Raw genomic sequence first — 14,889 nt, 5'->3', positions numbered from 1 at the left:
CAAGGCCCACGTCGGAACAGCCGCCCCAGTAGGGAACGCCCCACCCACAGGCGTGGCACTCCCGAACAGGAACTGGTCGGACGGCATCCCATTACGGGATGACTCTTAGTTGTCGAGCCCGATCGCGAACGCCGCCTCCAGGTCGTGCTGGGAGTAGGTGCGGAAGGCGACGTGCGTGTCGGTGCCCAGAACGCCCGGGATCTTGCTGATCCGTCCGGGGATGACGTCCGCCAGGTCGTCGTGGGCCTTGACCCGGACCATGGCGATGAGGTCGTAGGTGCCGGTGACGGAGAAGACCTCGCTGACGGAGTCCAGCGCGGCGATCGACTCGGCGATCTCGGGGATCCGGTCCACGCTGGTCTTGATGAGGACGATCGCGGTGATCACGGCTGGTGTTCTCCCTCGGGGGCCTGGGCTGGGGGTTTCACCCTACTCGTACGGCCGTAGCGCACCCATGCGTAGACGAAGCCGAGGGTGAAGCCGACCAGGTGGGCGAGGTAGGCCACCCCCGGGCCCTGGCTGGCGCGGCCCGCGGCCATCCACTGCAGGGCCGCCCAGAAGGGCAGCACCACCCACGCCGGGAAGCGCAGCGGCAGGAAGAGCAGGAAGGGGAAGAGACTGGTCACCCTGGCTTTGGGGAACAGGAACAGGAACGCGCCGAGGACCGCGGAGATCGCCCCGGAGGCTCCGACCAGCGTCTGGGCCGAGTCCTCGTTGGCCGCGGCGTACCCGAGCAGCGCCAGGTAGCCGCAGCCCAGGTAGAACAGGGCGAACTCCAGATGGCCCATCCGCTCCTCGGTCATCGCCCCGAAGACGTAGAGGAAGAGCATGTTGCCCAGCAGATGCACCCAGGTGCCGTGGACGAACAGTGCCGTCACGGGGGTGATCGCGGCCCGCGGTGTCCCGCTGAAGAGCTCCACGGGCACCACGCCCCAGCGGGCGAAGTAGGCGCGCTCGGCGGCCAGCAACGCGTCCCCGGTGCCGTACGCCGGATTCAGGCCCGCGGCCGGTCCCATCACGAAGATCAGACAGCACAGGGCGATCAGGCCGTACGTCACCGGCGCCGAGTGTCCCCGCAGGGCTCCGGCGGCCGTCCTGCTCCAGGTGCTGAACATGGGACAGAGCATGGCGTAACCGCACTGATGGGCACAGAGTGCCTCGCCGCTGAGACGGGCAGGCGGCGGGTACTCGCCAGGCCGTAGGGTTACGAGCCACACGCTCCAGGGAAACTGGCGCATCACGGAGACTGGAAGAAGGAAGAGAAGCCACGATGACGGTTCCCCTCCCGACCGAAACGACCCGGTGGCGCTGCACGCTCTGCGGCAACCTCACGCGTTTCGACGTCACCCGCTCGTCGAAGGTGGTCGAGTACGTACACCTCGATCTGGCCGGAGAGCCGAAGGTCGAGGAGCGCGAGGTGGTCAGTGAGACCATCGAGTCGGTGCGGTGCCGCTGGTGCAACGCCGTGGATCAGGTGGAACTCGTGGACAGGCCGGGCGCCGGCTCCTGAGGGAGGCGGCTTCGCACAGGCATTGGGGTGACGGATGGTGGAGACTTCGGGCGGGGAGCCGGTCGACGGCACCGCTGAGGTGCTCGACCGTCCGCTGCCCGACGGTGTGCGTCGCCGGGTCGTGCAGATCGTCTCCGACGGTTTCGGCGGGCTGACCCTGGGTGAACTGCCCGCACAGCTGCGGCAGTATGTCCGGTTCGCTCCGAACCGCCGTGCGAAGTTCGCCGGCAACGCGATGGCGGCGTCCCTGGAGACCGATGCGCTGTTCCGGCAGCGGATCGGGGAGAAGCTCCGAGAGGCTCAGCCGGAGCTCGCCGACGCCCTCGACTCCGGCTCGCCGCCCGCGGCCGCGGACCCGCTCGACGTGGCCGCCGCGGCCTATGTACTGCGTCCGGTGGGCTGGGTGAAGCTGGTGACCGCCGCGGGCGAGGAGGCCCAGCGCGCGAACGCCGAGCGTGCCGACGAGGAGAGCCGGGCCGAGCTGGAGCGGCTGCGCGAGGAGGTGGCGGCCGCCCGCGGCCAGACCCGGGCGGAGACCGAACGGCTGCGTACGGAACTGGAGTCGGTGCGCAAGGAAGCCGAATCGCTTCACCGCAAGCTGCGTGCCGCCCTCAGTGACGTCAAGCGCGGCGAGGCCGCTCTGCGCAAGGCCCGCAGTGAGATCGAGGTCGTGCGTAACGAGGGGCAGACGGCGGTGTCCTCGGCCGAGAGCGAGACCCGCCGGCTCAAGGCGCGCCTCGGCGAGGTGGAGGCCAACCTCGAGGCCACGCGCAGAGCGGCGCGCGAGGGGCGCAGCGTCGAGGACATGCGCGTCCGGCTGCTTCTGGACACCGTGCTGGAGGCGGCGCAGGGGCTGCGGCGGGAGCTGGCGCTGCCGCCGGTCTCCGTACGGCCGGCCGAGACCGTGGACGCGGTGGAGCCGGGACGGATGACCCCGAAGGACATCGCGGCCCGTGCGCTCTCCGAAAACGATCCCGCGATCCTCGACCAGTTGCTGGCACTGCCGCAGGCGCACCTGGTCGTCGACGGCTACAACGTCACCAAGACCGGTTATCCGCAAATGCCGCTGGAGAAGCAGCGGCTGAGGCTCCTCGGGCAGCTCTCGCAGCTCGCCGCGCAGACCGGCGCCGAGGTCACCTGTGTCTTCGACGGGGCGGAGCTGGCCGCGCCCGTCCTGCTCGCGCCGCCGCGCGGCGTGCGGGTGCTGTTCTCCAAGCCGGGTGTCACTGCCGATGAGTTGATCCGGCAGCTGGTGCGCGCGGAGCCGCCGGGTCGGCCGGTGATCGTGGCCTCCACCGATCGCGAGGTGGCCGACGGGGTCGCCAGGGCGGGCGCGCGCCCGGTCGCGTCGGCGATGCTGCTAAAGCGGCTTTCTCGGGCATAACGGACTCCCCGGCTCGGCTTGCCTCTTGCGCCGAACACCCCATGGATCACCAACATACCAAGCGCAACATCCGTCGGTCATGCCCGAATTGGGGAGATCGTCACGCAACGTAGTGTCAATGCGGCATCACTGCACGTGAGTTCCGCGCAAAGAATGCGTTGCGTGACTGAGATTTTTCCGCTCGGGATTTGAACTGATCACAGATGGGTCACTAGGGTCTGGCTTCGAACCTCCGCACGGGCGATCACTCACAAGGGGTGGATGACGGCGGAGGGCACCGCCCACCGGCGTGTCGGTAGGCGGCTGAAGGAAGAAGGAGCTCGCCCCCGTGGCGTCCCACCGTCGACCCAAGCAGCCGAGCCGTGCACGTGTGACCGTGCTCACCACCGCAGCCGTCGCTGCCGTCGCCTTCAGTGCGCAGGCCGCCAATGCCGCGCCCAGTGAGAAGCCGAGCAAGGACGAGGTCAAGTCCAAGGTCGACCAGCTCTACCAAGACGCGGAGAAGGCCACCGAGAAGTTCGACGCGGCCAAGGAGAAGCAGGACCAGCTGGAGAAGGAGATCTCCACCCTGCAGGACAAGGTCGCGCGGGGCCAGGACGAGCTCAACCAACTGCGCGACGGCATAGGCACGATGGCCAGTGCCCAGTACCGCACCGGCAGCATCGACCCCTCCGTGCAGCTCTTCCTCTCCTCCAACCCGGACGACTACCTGGACAAGGCGTCCACGCTCGACCAGCTGAGCAGCCAGCAGGTCGAGGCGCTGAAGAAGATCCAGGAGAAGCAGCGCGAGCTGGCCCAGGAGCGGCAGGAAGCCACCGACAAGCTCAAGGACCTCGCCACCACCCGCGCCGAACTCGGCAAGAAGAAGCAGGAAGTCCAGGGCAAGCTCGCCGAGGCGCAGAAGCTCCTCAACAGCCTCACCGCCCAGGAGCGGGCTGCCCTCCAGGCCGAGCAGGCCCGCTCCAGCCGGGCCAGCGCCCGCACCGCCCTCAGCGGCAACCCCGGAACGGCCTCCGGTCGTGCCGGCGCGGCCTTCGCGGCCGCCCAGAGCGTGATCGGCTCGCCCTACGTCTACGGCGCCTCCGGCCCCTCCTCCTTCGACTGCTCCGGTCTGACCTCCTGGGCCTACGCCCAGGCCGGCGTCTCCATACCGCGTACCTCGCAGGCGCAGGCCAACGCCGGCACCCGCATCTACAGCGAGAGCGAACTCAAGGTCGGCGACCTGGTCCTGTTCTACGGCGACCTGCACCACATCGGCCTCTACGCGGGCAACGGCCAGGTGCTGCACGCCCCGCACACCGGAGCCGTCGTGCGCTACGAGTCGATCGGCAACATGCCGTTCCAGTTCGGCGTCCGGATCTGAGGTCCTTCCGGCCCCCGCCCGAACGAGCGAATTCCAGCGTCTCCCGCTGACCCCTGCCCCGCCGATGACCTGCGTCAGCGGCGGGGTTTCACATTGTCTGCGCAGGTCGGCCTCTTTGGTCGGGCAGTGATCATCCGGCTACTGTCTGCCGCGTTTCCCCCGCCGGGTGGCGGGGGGCCCGTCAGCGGAAGGGAGTGCGACCGGACGTGGGGTCCCATCGACGTCTTGCACCATCCGGGTTCGGCCGGGGCCGTGGCGCCACGGCCGCCGTCCTGTCCGCCGCAGCGGCGGCCGCGGCTCTCGGAGCCGTACCGGCCCAGGCCGCACCACGCGACCCCAGGGCCGCGATGGACCGGCTGTACGAGGAGGCCGAGCGGGCCACCGAGGCGTACAACAAGGCCGGGGAGCAAGCCGGTTCGCTGCGCCGCCGGGTCGGCCGGGCCCAGGACCGGATCGCCCGGCAGCAGGACCGCGTCAACGCCATGCGCGATGCGCTGGGCGAACTCGCCGGGGCCCAGTACCGCTCCGGCGGCCTCGCCTCCTCGCTCGCGCTGCTGTTCTCGGAGAACCCCGCCGACTACCTCGACAGGGCGGCCGTGCTCGACCGGATCGGCGCCCGCCAGGCCGGACAGCTCAAGGAACTCCAGGGCACCCTGCGCGAACTGGCCCGGGAGCGGGCGGTGGTGGACGACGAACTCGCCGAGCTGGAGAAGACCCGCAAGGCCGTCGCGCGGCACAAGAAGGACGTGGAGCGGAAGCTGGCCACGGCGCAGCGGATGATCAACTCCCTGCCGCCCGCGGAGCGCGCCGCCTACGGGCGGGCATCGCGCTCGGGCGGCGACCTGCCCGGCCTCATCGACATCGCCCCACCCGGCTCGCGCGCCGCGGCCGCCGTCGCCGCGGCACGTTCCGCGCTCGGCCGCCCCTATGTGTGGGGTGCCAACGGGCCCGGCGGCTTCGACTGCTCGGGCCTCATGCAGTGGTCGTACGCGAGGGCGGGCATCGGTCTGCCGCGCACCTCGCAGCAGCAGCGGTACGCGGGCCACCGGGTGCCGCTCTCCCAGGCCCGGCCCGGCGACCTGGTCGTCTACCGCTCGGACGCCAGCCATGTGGCGATGTACGTCGGCGGTGGCCGGGTCATCCACGCCCCTCATCCGGGGGCCGAGGTCCGCTACGACCCGGTCGGGATGATGCCCATCTCGTCGGTCATCCGGCCCTGAACACGGCCGCGATAGGCGGTCGCACCGCCGCGTACGATCGGAAGGTGGCTGGTCGTGGGCGTCTTCGGGGAGTGCTGGCGGTCTGGGTGCTGGTGCTCGCCGGGCTCGTGGGCTGCTCGGGGAGCCCCGCCCCGGACGCCCAGACCTCCGCCGTGCAGCAGGTCCTCGACCGGCGGGCGACGGCCGTCCTCGGCGGTGACCGCTCCGCGTTCCTGGCGACCGAGGCCCCGTCCGGCGACGGGGCGGGCGGTTCCGCCTCCGGCGCGGCCGAGTTCGACAACCTCCGGGCCGTGCCGCTGGCCGCCTGGTCGTACCGGCTCACGTCCCTGCACCGCACCGGCGACTCCGCCACCGCCGACGCCGAACTGCGCTACCGCATCCAGGGCTACGACCGGGCGCCGGTCACCGCCGCCCGCGCGCTGCGGCTGACCCGCAGCGGCGGACGCTGGTACATCGGCTCCGACCAGCCCGCCGCGGGGGCCGGCTGGCAACTGTGGGAGCAGGGCGCCGTCGAGGTCGTCCGCGGGGCGCACAGCCTGGTCCTCGGGGTCGGCCAGCCGCCGGGCGCGCTGCGGGACTACGCCCGCCTCGCGGACCGTGCGGTGCCCGCCGTCACCGCGGCGTGGGGCGCCGACTGGCCGGGACACGTCGTGATGCTCGTACCGCGGTCGCTGAAGGAGATGGCGGGGCTGCTCGGTGCGGCACCGTCCGGATACCGGGGGATCGCGGCGGTCACCACCGGCGAGGCCGGGGGTACGGCGAAGGCGCCCGCGGACCGGATCATCGTCAATCCGGAGGCGTACAGCCTCCTCGGCGACGTGGGCAGACAGGTGGTCGTCACGCACGAGACCACCCATGTCGCCACCCGCGCGCACACCACGCCGGCCACCCCGCTGTGGCTCTCGGAGGGGTACGCAGACTGGGTCGGCTACCAGAGCAGCGGGCTCACGCCCGCGCAGGTGGCCCCCGAACTCGCCGGCGTGGTCGCCCTGGGGCACCTTCCGGCCGCGCTACCCGGCGACGAGGACTTCGCCTTCGCCGGGGACGCGGGGAGGCTCGCCCGTGCGTACGAGGGCGGTTGGATGGCCTGCCGGATGATCGCGGGCCGCTGGGGGGAGGCCCGGCTGAACGAGTTCTACCGGGCGGTGGGCGACCACCACCAGCGCGCGGGGGCGGTCGAGGGCGCGCTGGAGAAGGTGCTCGGGCTGACGCCGGAGGAGTTCACCCGGCAGTGGCGGGCCTATCTGAAGGCGCAACTGGGCTGAGGACGGGCCGCTCCCGGCAGCTGGCTCAGCCCTCCAGCCGCGCGATCGCCTCCCGCAGCCACGCCCTTTCCGCCTCGCCGGTCGCGCGGGCGACCCGCAGCATGCCCTGCCGGAACAGATCGTCCGTCTCCTCGGCCCGCACGGGGCTTCCGTCGCGGTAGAAGAAGCTCGTCGGGGTCTCGAGGAAGTCCAGCCGGCGGCGCAGGACCGCGGCCTGCTCCCTGCGGTCCGGGAGGTGGCGCAGGAACGCCAGCACGGTGTTGAAGCGCACCTGGTCCGAGATCTCCGCCTGCTTGGGGCGCCGCAACCGTTCCAGGAGGTTCGCGCGCCCTTCCTCGGTGAGCGACAGGACGCGGCGCGGCGCCGCGCTCACCCCCGGCTCGGAGTGCTGGTCCAGCTTGCCCGCCGCGATCAGACGGTTGATCGCGGGATAGAGCGCGCCGTCGCTGACCGGGCGGACGTGGCCGGTCAGGGCCTTGATCCGTTCCTTCAGCTCGTATCCGTGCAGCGGTTCCTCGGCGAGGAAGCCCAGGATCGACAACTCCAGCACCCGTCGGCTCCTTCTTGCAGACGTCGGAGTACTCATGGTACCTCTGATCGAGCTACCTCGAATCGAGGTAGCTCGAATCGAGGTAGCTCGAATCGAGAGGCAGGACGTCGGCCGTGAACTCGCACCGCAGGCACCTCATAGCGCTTGCCCACCCCGTCTACTTCTCCCTGCTCGCCTCCGTGGCCGCCGGAATCATCAACACCGTCTGGGTCTCCCGCCTCGGCGGTCCGGCCGTAGCAGCGGTCGCCGTCGCGACCAACACGGAGAACGTGCTGCTCGGCATCGCCCTCGTCTTCGCCTCCGGCACGACCGTCCTGGTCGCCCACGCGCGGGGCGCCGGGAACCCGGGTGCGGTCGGGGCAGCGGTGCGCGGCGGGTGGGCGCTGTGCGCGGTGGTCACCCCGCTCGTCGCGACCGGCGGGTTCCTGCTGCGCGAGCCACTGGCCCGGTCGGTCCTGGGCGGCGGCGGTCCCGCGCTGCCCCTCGCCGTCGGCTACTTCGCCGTCTCCCTGCCGGGGATCGCCGTCTTCTTCGTCCAGCAACTCGTCGACGGCATCCTCAAAGGCACCGGCGACACCCGCACGCCGATGCGCCTCGCGCTTCTCGCCAACGGGCTGATCCTGGTCTGCGACCCGCTGTTCATCCACGCCTACGGCATCCGGGGCGCCGCCGTATCGACGGTGCTGTGCCGCTGCGTCGCCCTCGCGGCCGGGCTGCGCGCCCTGCGCCGCAACGCACAGCTCCGGGCGGCGAGAAGCGCCCCGCCAGCGCAGTCCACCACGGCGGCCCTGCGGCACACGCTGAGGGCCGGTGTGCCGATGTCCGCCGACTTCACCGTGCGGCAGACCGGGACTCTCGTCCTCGTCGCGATCGTGGCCCGGCTCGGGGTGACGGCCGTGGCCGCCTATGCGATCGCCTACAAGGTCATGTACGTCGCGACGATGGCCTTCTACGCGGTGCGGCAGGCCGCCGCCATCCACACCGCGCATGCCCGCGGCGCAGGACGCGAGCAGCGAACGGCCATCGGCCGGCAGGCCGTGCTCCTGTCGGGGGCGGTGGGGGCAACCGCGGCGGCACTGCTGGGGTTCCTCGCGCCCTGGATCATGCGTGCCTTCGGAGCCGGCCCGGCCGTGGCACACGACGGGGTGCTCTTTCTGCGCTGCGTCGGCCCCTACCTGCTGCTGACGGCCTGCTTCATCGCGCTCGGCGGGGTCTTCGAGGGAAGCGGCGGCGCACCCCTGCTGCTGCGTGTGACGCTCCTCGGTACGGCGGTGCAACTGCCGCTCGCCCGCGCTCTGTCCGGGCTGGGACTGCCGGGGATCTGCCTTGCCCTCGCCGTCGCCATGGCGTTGCAGTGCGGTGTGCTGCTTCGGCTGGCCCGCCGTCAGGAGGGTGCGAGTGTCTCCTGGGTGCGGGTGGCCTGAGGCGGCACGGTCGGGGCCGGCCGGGAGACCGTGTCGTGCCACAGCTGCCGGGCGGCGGTCAGCGTGGCGAGCACCAGCAGGCCGTTGCGCAGGAACAGCATCGTGACGCCCTGCCGGTCGCTGGCGACGACGTGGCCGAACCAGAGCGGGAACTCCAGGACGGTGGCCAGACAGGCGGCCAGCACCAGCCCGCAGGGCAGCGTCATCCGGCTGGCGCGGAAGCTCAGGCAGACGGCCGCGACACCGACCAGCCACACCATGTACTGCGGGCTGATGACCCGGCTGGTGACCGTGAACAGCAGCACCGCCACGAAGCCCGCGTCCGCGAGCGTGTGCGGCGACGTACGGCGAACGCTCGCCCGCCACAGCAGCAGCCAGCCGAAGGCGATCACGGTCAGGAAGAGGGCCGCCGCGCTGACCCAGTCCACATAAGGGCCGAGGAACTCCACCGAGCCGTAGTTCAGTGCCACCTGGCCCCGCCAGCCGAAGTGCCGGCCCACGTGGAAGACCAGAGAGCCCAGCGACTCGACCTCAGTGCCGCGGTTGCGCTGGAAGCCCAGGAAGGAGAAGGCCCCGGGCATCGTCAGGGCGAAGACCCCGGCGAGCGCGAGGGCCGTCGCCGCCGCGGAGAGCCAGGCCCAGCGTTTGAGGGTGCCGGCCAGCAGCAGCGCGGGCCACACTTTCAGCAGCGCCCCCGCGGCGATGAGCGCCCCCATCAGCCGGGGGCGGCGCGTGCCGGCCAGGAGCGCGGCGACGGCCACCGCCGTCACCATCACGTCGTAGCGGGCGTACACGGTGGGACCGAGCAGAGCGACCCCGACCACCCACACCCAGGCGCCGCGCATGATCTTGCCGGGCCGCTGGCCCGCGTACAGCAGCAGGCACAGGACCACGAGGTCGGCGAGGAAGGCGAGGACGTAGAAGGCGTGCGCGTAGTCCAGGAAGGGCAGCAGCGCGGGGGAGAGGATGGCGAGCGCGGCGGCGGGCGGGTACTGCCAGGTGACGTCGTTGCGCGGGAAGGTGCCGGTGCGCAGGGTGTCGTACCAGCCCTGGTAGATCACCGAGACGTCGCTGGTGACGTCCGGACCGGGGAAGACGAACACCTTGAAGACGAAGAGCAGCAGGACCAGCCTGGTCAGACTCCAGGTGACGAGCAGCCACACCGGGAACCGCCGCGTGCCCGCCATGTCCATGAACCCCTGTCCTCGCGCGTTCCGTGTCGCTCTGCCGTGCGGGGCCATGATCTCCCGGCGCACCGTGCGGGGGCCATGAAGCGCGGCCGTACGGAGCTGTGAGTACGGTCGCACATCCGGTTCGGTACTGTCGACGACGATGCAAAAGACCCTGATCGTGACCAACGACTTTCCGCCCCGCCCGGGCGGTATCCAGGCGTTCCTGCACAACATGGCACTGCGCCTGGACCCCGAGCGGCTCGTCGTCTACGCCTCCACCTGGAAGCGGGGCGACGAGGGCGCCCGGGCGACGGCCGCCTTCGACGCGGAGCAGCCGTTCACCGTCGTACGGGACCGGACCACGATGCTGCTTCCGACGCCGGGTGCGACCCGCCGCGCGGTGGGACTGCTGAGGGAGCACGGCTGTACGGCGGTGTGGTTCGGCGCGGCGGCGCCGCTCGGCCTGATGGCGCCTGCGCTGCGGCGCGCCGGGGCGGAGCGGCTGGTGGCGACCACGCACGGCCATGAGGCGGGCTGGGCCCAACTGCCGGCCGCGCGCGGCCTGTTGCGCCGTATCGGTGAATCCACGGACACGATCACCTACCTGGGCGAGTACACGCGTTCGCGGATAGCGTCCGCGCTGACGCCGCAGGCGGCCGGACGGATGGTGCAGCTGCCCCCCGGCGTCGACGAGGAGACTTTCCATCCGGCATCGGGCGGCGACGAGGTCCGCGCCCGCCTGGGCCTCACGGACCGCCCGGTGGTGGTCTGCGTCTCCCGGCTGGTCCCGCGCAAGGGCCAGGACACCCTGATCCGGGCGATGCCGCGCATCCTGGCCAAGGAGCCCGAGGCGGTCCTGCTGATCGTCGGCGGTGGTCCCTACGGGAGAGACCTGCGCAGGCTCGCGTCCGAGACCGGTGTCGCCGACGCGGTCCGCTTCACGGGCGCCGTCCCGTGGTCGGAGCTGCCCGCGCACTACGGGGCGGGCGACGTCTTCGCGATGCCGTGCCGCACCCGTCGGGGCGGCCTGGACGTGGAGGGCCTCGGCATCGTCTACCTGGAGGCCTCCGCGACCGGCCTCCCGGTGGTCGCCGGCGACTCGGGCGGCGCCCCCGACGCGGTCCTGGACGGCGAGACCGGGTGGGTGGTCCGCGGCGGTTCGGTGGAGGACACCGCGGACCGCGTCATCACCCTCCTGGGCGACCCGGAGCTGCGCCGCCGCATGGGCGAGCGGGGCCGGCGGTGGGTCGAGGAGAAGTGGCGCTGGGACCTGCTGGCGGACAGGCTCAGGGAACTGCTGTAGCGGGCGCAGTTCCCCGCGGCCCGGCCGGCGCGCCCAGAACCGCCGAAACCCCTAGCCGGAAGCCGAAAATCCGCCGATGCTGCGTGCATGACAGGAAAACTGACGCACCATCACCTGACGAGACGTCAAATCCTTGGGATGGTCGCCCTTCAGACGGCGGCCGCCCTCGGATTCACCCGCATCGACCTCCAGTCCGCCCGGGCCGCCGAGCCCGACGCGGTCGAATCCGCCCCGGCGATCGTCGTCGGCTCCGGCTACGGCGGCGCCGTGGCGGCCCTCCGCCTCGGCCAGGCCGGTATCCGCACCCTCGTGCTGGAGATGGGCCGCCTGTGGAACACCCCGGGCCCCGACGGCAAGGTCTTCTGCTCCACCAGCGCTCCGGACCAGCGGTCCATGTGGTTCCGCACCCGCACCGAGGCGCCGCTCGCCACCTTCCTGTGGCTGGACGTCGTCAACAAGGACATCGGCCGCTATCCCGGCGTCCTGGACCGGGTGCACTTCGACCATATGTCCGTGTACGTGGGACGGGGCGTGGGCGGCGGCTCCCTCGTCAACGGCGGCATGGCCGTCACACCCCTCCAGTCCTACTTCAGCGAGCAGTTCCCCACCGTCGACGCCACCGAGATGTACGCCACGTACTTCCCCCGGGCCCGCTCGATGCTGGGCGTCAACAGCGTCGATCCCGCCTGGTTCGAGGCGACGGAGTGGTACCGCTTCGCCCGTACCTCGCGGAAGGCCGCCGCCAACGCCGGTCTGAAGACCGCCTTCGTGCCGAACGTCTACGACTTCGCGTACATGCAGCGCGAGGCCACCGGAGCCGCCACCAAGTCCGCCCTGGCCGGCGAGGTCATCTATGGCAACAACCACGGCAAGCGCAGCCTCGACAGGACCTACCTGGCCTCCGCGCTCGGCACCGGCCATGTCACCATCAACACCCTTGAGCGGGTAAGGGAGATACGGCGGGCGGGCGACGGGACGTATCTGCTCACCGCGGACCGGATCGACACCACCGGCGCCGTCGTGGAGACCAAGGAGTACTCCTGCACGTACCTCTTCCTCGGCGCCGGCAGCCTCGGCACCACCGAACTGCTGCTGCGTGCCCGGGAGACGGGCGCCCTGCCCGCCCTCGAACCGAGCGTCGGCAGCGGCTGGGGGACGAACGGCAATGTGATGCTCGGCCGCGCCAACCACCTCTGGGACACGGTCGGCGCCAACGAGTCCACCATCCCCGTCATGGGCATCGACGACTGGGCCAACACCGACAACCCCGTCTTCGCCGAGATCGCCCCGCTGCCCACCGGTCTCGAGCACTGGGTGAGCCTCTACCTCGCGATCACCAAGAACCCGCAGCGGGCGTCGTTCACCTACGACCCGGCAACGGATGCCGCGAAACTCGGCTGGACCGCCGCGCAGAGCGCCGTCTCCGTGAGCATGGCGAAGAAACTGTTCGACCGGATCAACTACGCCAACGCCACCATCTACCGGTACGACCTCTTCGGCACGGGCAGCAGGGTCTTCGCCGACGACTTCACGTACCACCCGCTCGGCGGCTGCGTCCTCGGCCGGGCGACCGACGACTACGGCCGGGTGAAGGGGTACTCCAAGCTGTACGTCACCGACGGCTCCCTCGTGCCCGGGTCCATCGGCGTCAACCCCTTCCTCACCATCACCGCGCTCGCCGAACGCACCATGACGCGGGTCCTCGCCGAGGACACCGCGTCATGACGTGAGGGCGTAGGCCCCCCTACTTCCGGTAGATGGCCTCGATCTCGTCCGCGTAGTCCTTGGCCACCACGTTGCGCTTGAGCTTCAGGGACGGCGTGAGGTGGCCCGACTCCTCGGTGAACTGGGAGGGGAGAATGCGGAACTTCCGCACCGATTCCGCCTTCGACACCGCGGCGTTGCCGTCGTCGACCGCGTCCTGGATCGCCGCGAGCAGATCCCGGTCGTCACGCAGCGACGCCGCGGTGGAGCCCGCCGGCTTGCCGTGCTCGGCGGCCCAGCGGCCCAGGAACTCCTCGTCGATGGTGATCAGCGCGCCCACGAAGGGCCGCCCGTCGCCCACCACCATGCACTCCGCGACCAGTGCGTGCGCCCTGATGCGGTCCTCGATCACGGCCGGGGCCACGTTCTTGCCGCCAGCGGTGACGATGATCTCCTTCTTGCGGCCGGTGATCCGGAGGTAGCCGTCCTCGTCGAGGGTGCCTATGTCGCCCGTGTGGAACCAGCCGTCGGCCAGCGCCTCCGCGGTGGCGGTCTCGTTGTTCCAGTACTCCCTGAACACGTGCTCGCCGTGCAGCAGCACCTCGCCGTCGTCCGCGATGCGGATGACGGAGCCCGGCAGCGGCTGGCCGACCGTGCCGATCTTCTGCCGGTCCCAGGGGTTGAACGCCGTCGCGGCACAGGTCTCGGTCAGGCCGTAGCCCTCCAGGACCGTGAAGCCCATCCCGCGGAAGAAGTGGCCGAGGCGTTCGCCGAGCGGGGCGCCGCCGGAGATGGCGTACTCGCCGCGGCCGCCGAGCACCGCGCGCAGCTTGCTGTAGACGAGCTTGTCGAACGTCTTGTGCTTGATCTTCAGACCGAAGGACGGGCCCGACGGGGTGTCCAGGGCCTTGCTGTAGGCGATGGCGGTGTCCGCGGCCTTGTCGAAGATCTTGCCCTTGCCGTCCGCCTGCGCCTTGGCGCGCGCCGAGTTGTAGACCTTCTCGAAGACGCGCGGCACACCGAGGATCAACGTCGGCCGGAAGGCCGCGAGTTCGTCGGTGAGGTGCTTGATGTCCGGGGCGTTGCCCAGCTTGATGGGCGCCATCATGGGCGCGATCTGCACCAGACGTCCGAAGACGTGCGCGAGCGGCAGGAAGAGGAGCACGGAGCACTCGCCGGTGCGGAAGAGGGGGCGCAGCCGCTCGACGATGTTGCCGCACTCGGCGAAGAAGTTGCGGTGGGTGAGCACACAACCCTTGGGGCGCCCGGTGGTGCCGCTGGTGTAGACGATGGTCGCCGGGTCGTCGGCCTTGGCGAGCGAGCTGCGCTCGTCGACCGTGGCGTCGCTGACGTCCTTCCCGGCGCGCCCCAGTTCCTCGACGCCTCCGGGCTCGATCTGCCAGACGTGCTTGAGTGCGGGCAGCCGGTCGCGCACGGCCTCGACGGCCGCGGCGTGCGCGTCCAGCTCGACCACGCAGGCGGTGGCGCCCGAGTCGCTCAGGATCCACTCCACCTGCTCCGGAGAGCTGGTCTCGTAGACCGGCACGGTGATCGCGCCGGCGCTCCAGATGGCGAAGTCGAGCAGCGTCCACTCGTAGCGGGTCCTCGACATCAGACCCACCCGGTCGCCCGGCTGCACACCGGAGGCGATGAGCCCCTTCGCCGCGGCGCGCACCTCGGCGAGGAAGACGGTTGCGGTGACGTCCTGCCAGGCACCGGCCACCTTGCGGGCGATGACGGCGACGTCGGGATGCTGCGCGGCGTTTCTACGGACGATGTCGGTCAGATTGCCGTCCGCAGGGACCTCGTACAAAGCCGGAAGGCTGAACTCGCGCAAGACTGCTGCTCCTCATAGGGCGCCGACGCCACGACGGTGTGTGCTGCGACGGTGCGGTCCAAGGCTCGGTCAGGTGCGCAGGGTTCTCCCCAGGATGGTTGAAACCCTGAGCACGACTGGACTGCCCGGACGTTACCCGTCGGTATGGCCTCTCCGA

At 71.0% G+C, this 14,889-nt stretch carries 13 protein-coding genes; 8 read left to right on the top strand and 5 right to left on the bottom strand.

Translation table 11 applies throughout. The features are described from left to right. Positions 1-105: 105 nt before the first annotated feature. The gene (locus ACWDA7_RS33575; RefSeq protein ID WP_265566520.1) at positions 106-387 is read right to left on the bottom strand and encodes an Lrp/AsnC family transcriptional regulator; all 282 of its coding nucleotides are present in this window, start codon (positions 385-387) and stop codon (positions 106-108) included. Next, positions 384-1,115, bottom strand: coding sequence for a rhomboid family intramembrane serine protease (locus tag ACWDA7_RS33570; protein ID WP_450609206.1), 732 nt, complete (start codon positions 1,113-1,115; stop codon positions 384-386). Before ACWDA7_RS33570 ends, ACWDA7_RS33575 begins: the two co-directional genes overlap by 4 nt. Before the next feature lie 155 nt (positions 1,116-1,270). On the opposite strand from ACWDA7_RS33570, the gene ACWDA7_RS33565 reads away from it, so the two are divergent. From ACWDA7_RS33565 to ACWDA7_RS33545, 5 genes are all read left to right on the top strand, one after another. Next, complete coding sequence (locus tag ACWDA7_RS33565; protein WP_103843079.1) at positions 1,271-1,510, top strand: hypothetical protein; 240 nt, start codon at positions 1,271-1,273, stop codon at positions 1,508-1,510. 34 nt (positions 1,511-1,544) lie between these two features. Further along, positions 1,545-2,894, top strand: a complete 1,350-nt coding sequence (locus ACWDA7_RS33560) for an NYN domain-containing protein (protein ID WP_450609204.1) — start codon at positions 1,545-1,547, stop codon at positions 2,892-2,894. A 328-nt stretch (positions 2,895-3,222) separates the two neighbouring features. Continuing rightward, a complete protein-coding gene (locus tag ACWDA7_RS33555; RefSeq protein ID WP_450609203.1) occupies positions 3,223-4,257 on the top strand; it encodes an NlpC/P60 family protein in 1,035 nt (344 codons plus the stop codon). Positions 4,258-4,463: 206 nt separating this feature from the next. Further along, positions 4,464-5,477 (top strand): NlpC/P60 family protein, encoded by a 1,014-nt coding sequence (locus ACWDA7_RS33550; protein WP_450609201.1) that lies wholly within the window; start codon positions 4,464-4,466, stop codon positions 5,475-5,477. 44 nt (positions 5,478-5,521) lie between these two features. After that, positions 5,522-6,742, top strand: a complete 1,221-nt coding sequence (locus ACWDA7_RS33545; protein ID WP_450609199.1) for a hypothetical protein — start codon at positions 5,522-5,524, stop codon at positions 6,740-6,742. Positions 6,743-6,767: 25 nt separating this feature from the next. On the opposite strand, the gene ACWDA7_RS33540 is transcribed toward ACWDA7_RS33545, so the two are convergent. Further along, positions 6,768-7,292, bottom strand: a complete 525-nt coding sequence (locus tag ACWDA7_RS33540; RefSeq protein WP_450609197.1) for a PadR family transcriptional regulator — start codon at positions 7,290-7,292, stop codon at positions 6,768-6,770. Positions 7,293-7,405: 113 nt separating this feature from the next. Between ACWDA7_RS33540 and ACWDA7_RS33535 the strand changes: the two genes are divergently transcribed. Further along, positions 7,406-8,716 carry an MATE family efflux transporter gene (locus ACWDA7_RS33535; protein ID WP_450609195.1) on the top strand — a complete coding sequence of 437 codons (1,311 nt, stop codon included), beginning with the start codon at positions 7,406-7,408 and terminating at the stop codon, positions 8,714-8,716. Here the strand turns inward: ACWDA7_RS33535 and ACWDA7_RS33530 are convergent. Continuing rightward, entirely contained in the window at positions 8,677-9,909 is a 1,233-nt protein-coding gene (locus ACWDA7_RS33530) for a glycosyltransferase 87 family protein (protein ID WP_450609193.1), read from the bottom strand. The genes ACWDA7_RS33535 and ACWDA7_RS33530 overlap by 40 nt on opposite strands. A gap of 139 nt (positions 9,910-10,048) precedes the next feature. On the opposite strand from ACWDA7_RS33530, the gene ACWDA7_RS33525 reads away from it, so the two are divergent. Then, positions 10,049-11,191: a glycosyltransferase family 4 protein gene (locus tag ACWDA7_RS33525; protein ID WP_450609191.1), complete on the top strand. Its 1,143-nt coding sequence runs from the start codon at positions 10,049-10,051 to the stop codon at positions 11,189-11,191. A gap of 87 nt (positions 11,192-11,278) precedes the next feature. Further along, positions 11,279-12,916, top strand: coding sequence for a GMC oxidoreductase (locus ACWDA7_RS33520; protein WP_450609189.1), 1,638 nt, complete (start codon positions 11,279-11,281; stop codon positions 12,914-12,916). A 19-nt stretch (positions 12,917-12,935) separates the two neighbouring features. Here ACWDA7_RS33520 and ACWDA7_RS33515 read toward each other — a convergent pair whose 3' ends face one another. Then, positions 12,936-14,732, bottom strand: a complete 1,797-nt coding sequence (locus ACWDA7_RS33515) for an AMP-dependent synthetase/ligase (RefSeq protein ID WP_450609187.1) — start codon at positions 14,730-14,732, stop codon at positions 12,936-12,938. Positions 14,733-14,889 lie beyond the last annotated feature (157 nt).

The organism is Streptomyces sp. NPDC001156 (genome assembly GCF_053598275.1).
This window is presented reverse-complemented; position numbering and strand designations above follow the sequence as displayed.

What these genes read in the sequence shown, in the direction of transcription:
- ACWDA7_RS33520 (WP_450609189.1), top strand. Translation starts at nt 11,279, where the DNA reads ATGACAGGAAAACTGACGCACCATCACCTGACGAGACGTCAAATCCTT.
- ACWDA7_RS33525 (WP_450609191.1), top strand. Translation starts at nt 10,049, where the DNA reads ATGCAAAAGACCCTGATCGTGACCAACGACTTTCCGCCCCGCCCGGGC.
- ACWDA7_RS33570 (WP_450609206.1), bottom strand. Translation starts at nt 1,115, where the DNA reads ATGTTCAGCACCTGGAGCAGGACGGCCGCCGGAGCCCTGCGGGGACAC.
- ACWDA7_RS33530 (WP_450609193.1), bottom strand. Translation starts at nt 9,909, where the DNA reads ATGGACATGGCGGGCACGCGGCGGTTCCCGGTGTGGCTGCTCGTCACC.
- ACWDA7_RS33565 (WP_103843079.1), top strand. Translation starts at nt 1,271, where the DNA reads ATGACGGTTCCCCTCCCGACCGAAACGACCCGGTGGCGCTGCACGCTC.
- ACWDA7_RS33560 (WP_450609204.1), top strand. Translation starts at nt 1,545, where the DNA reads ATGGTGGAGACTTCGGGCGGGGAGCCGGTCGACGGCACCGCTGAGGTG.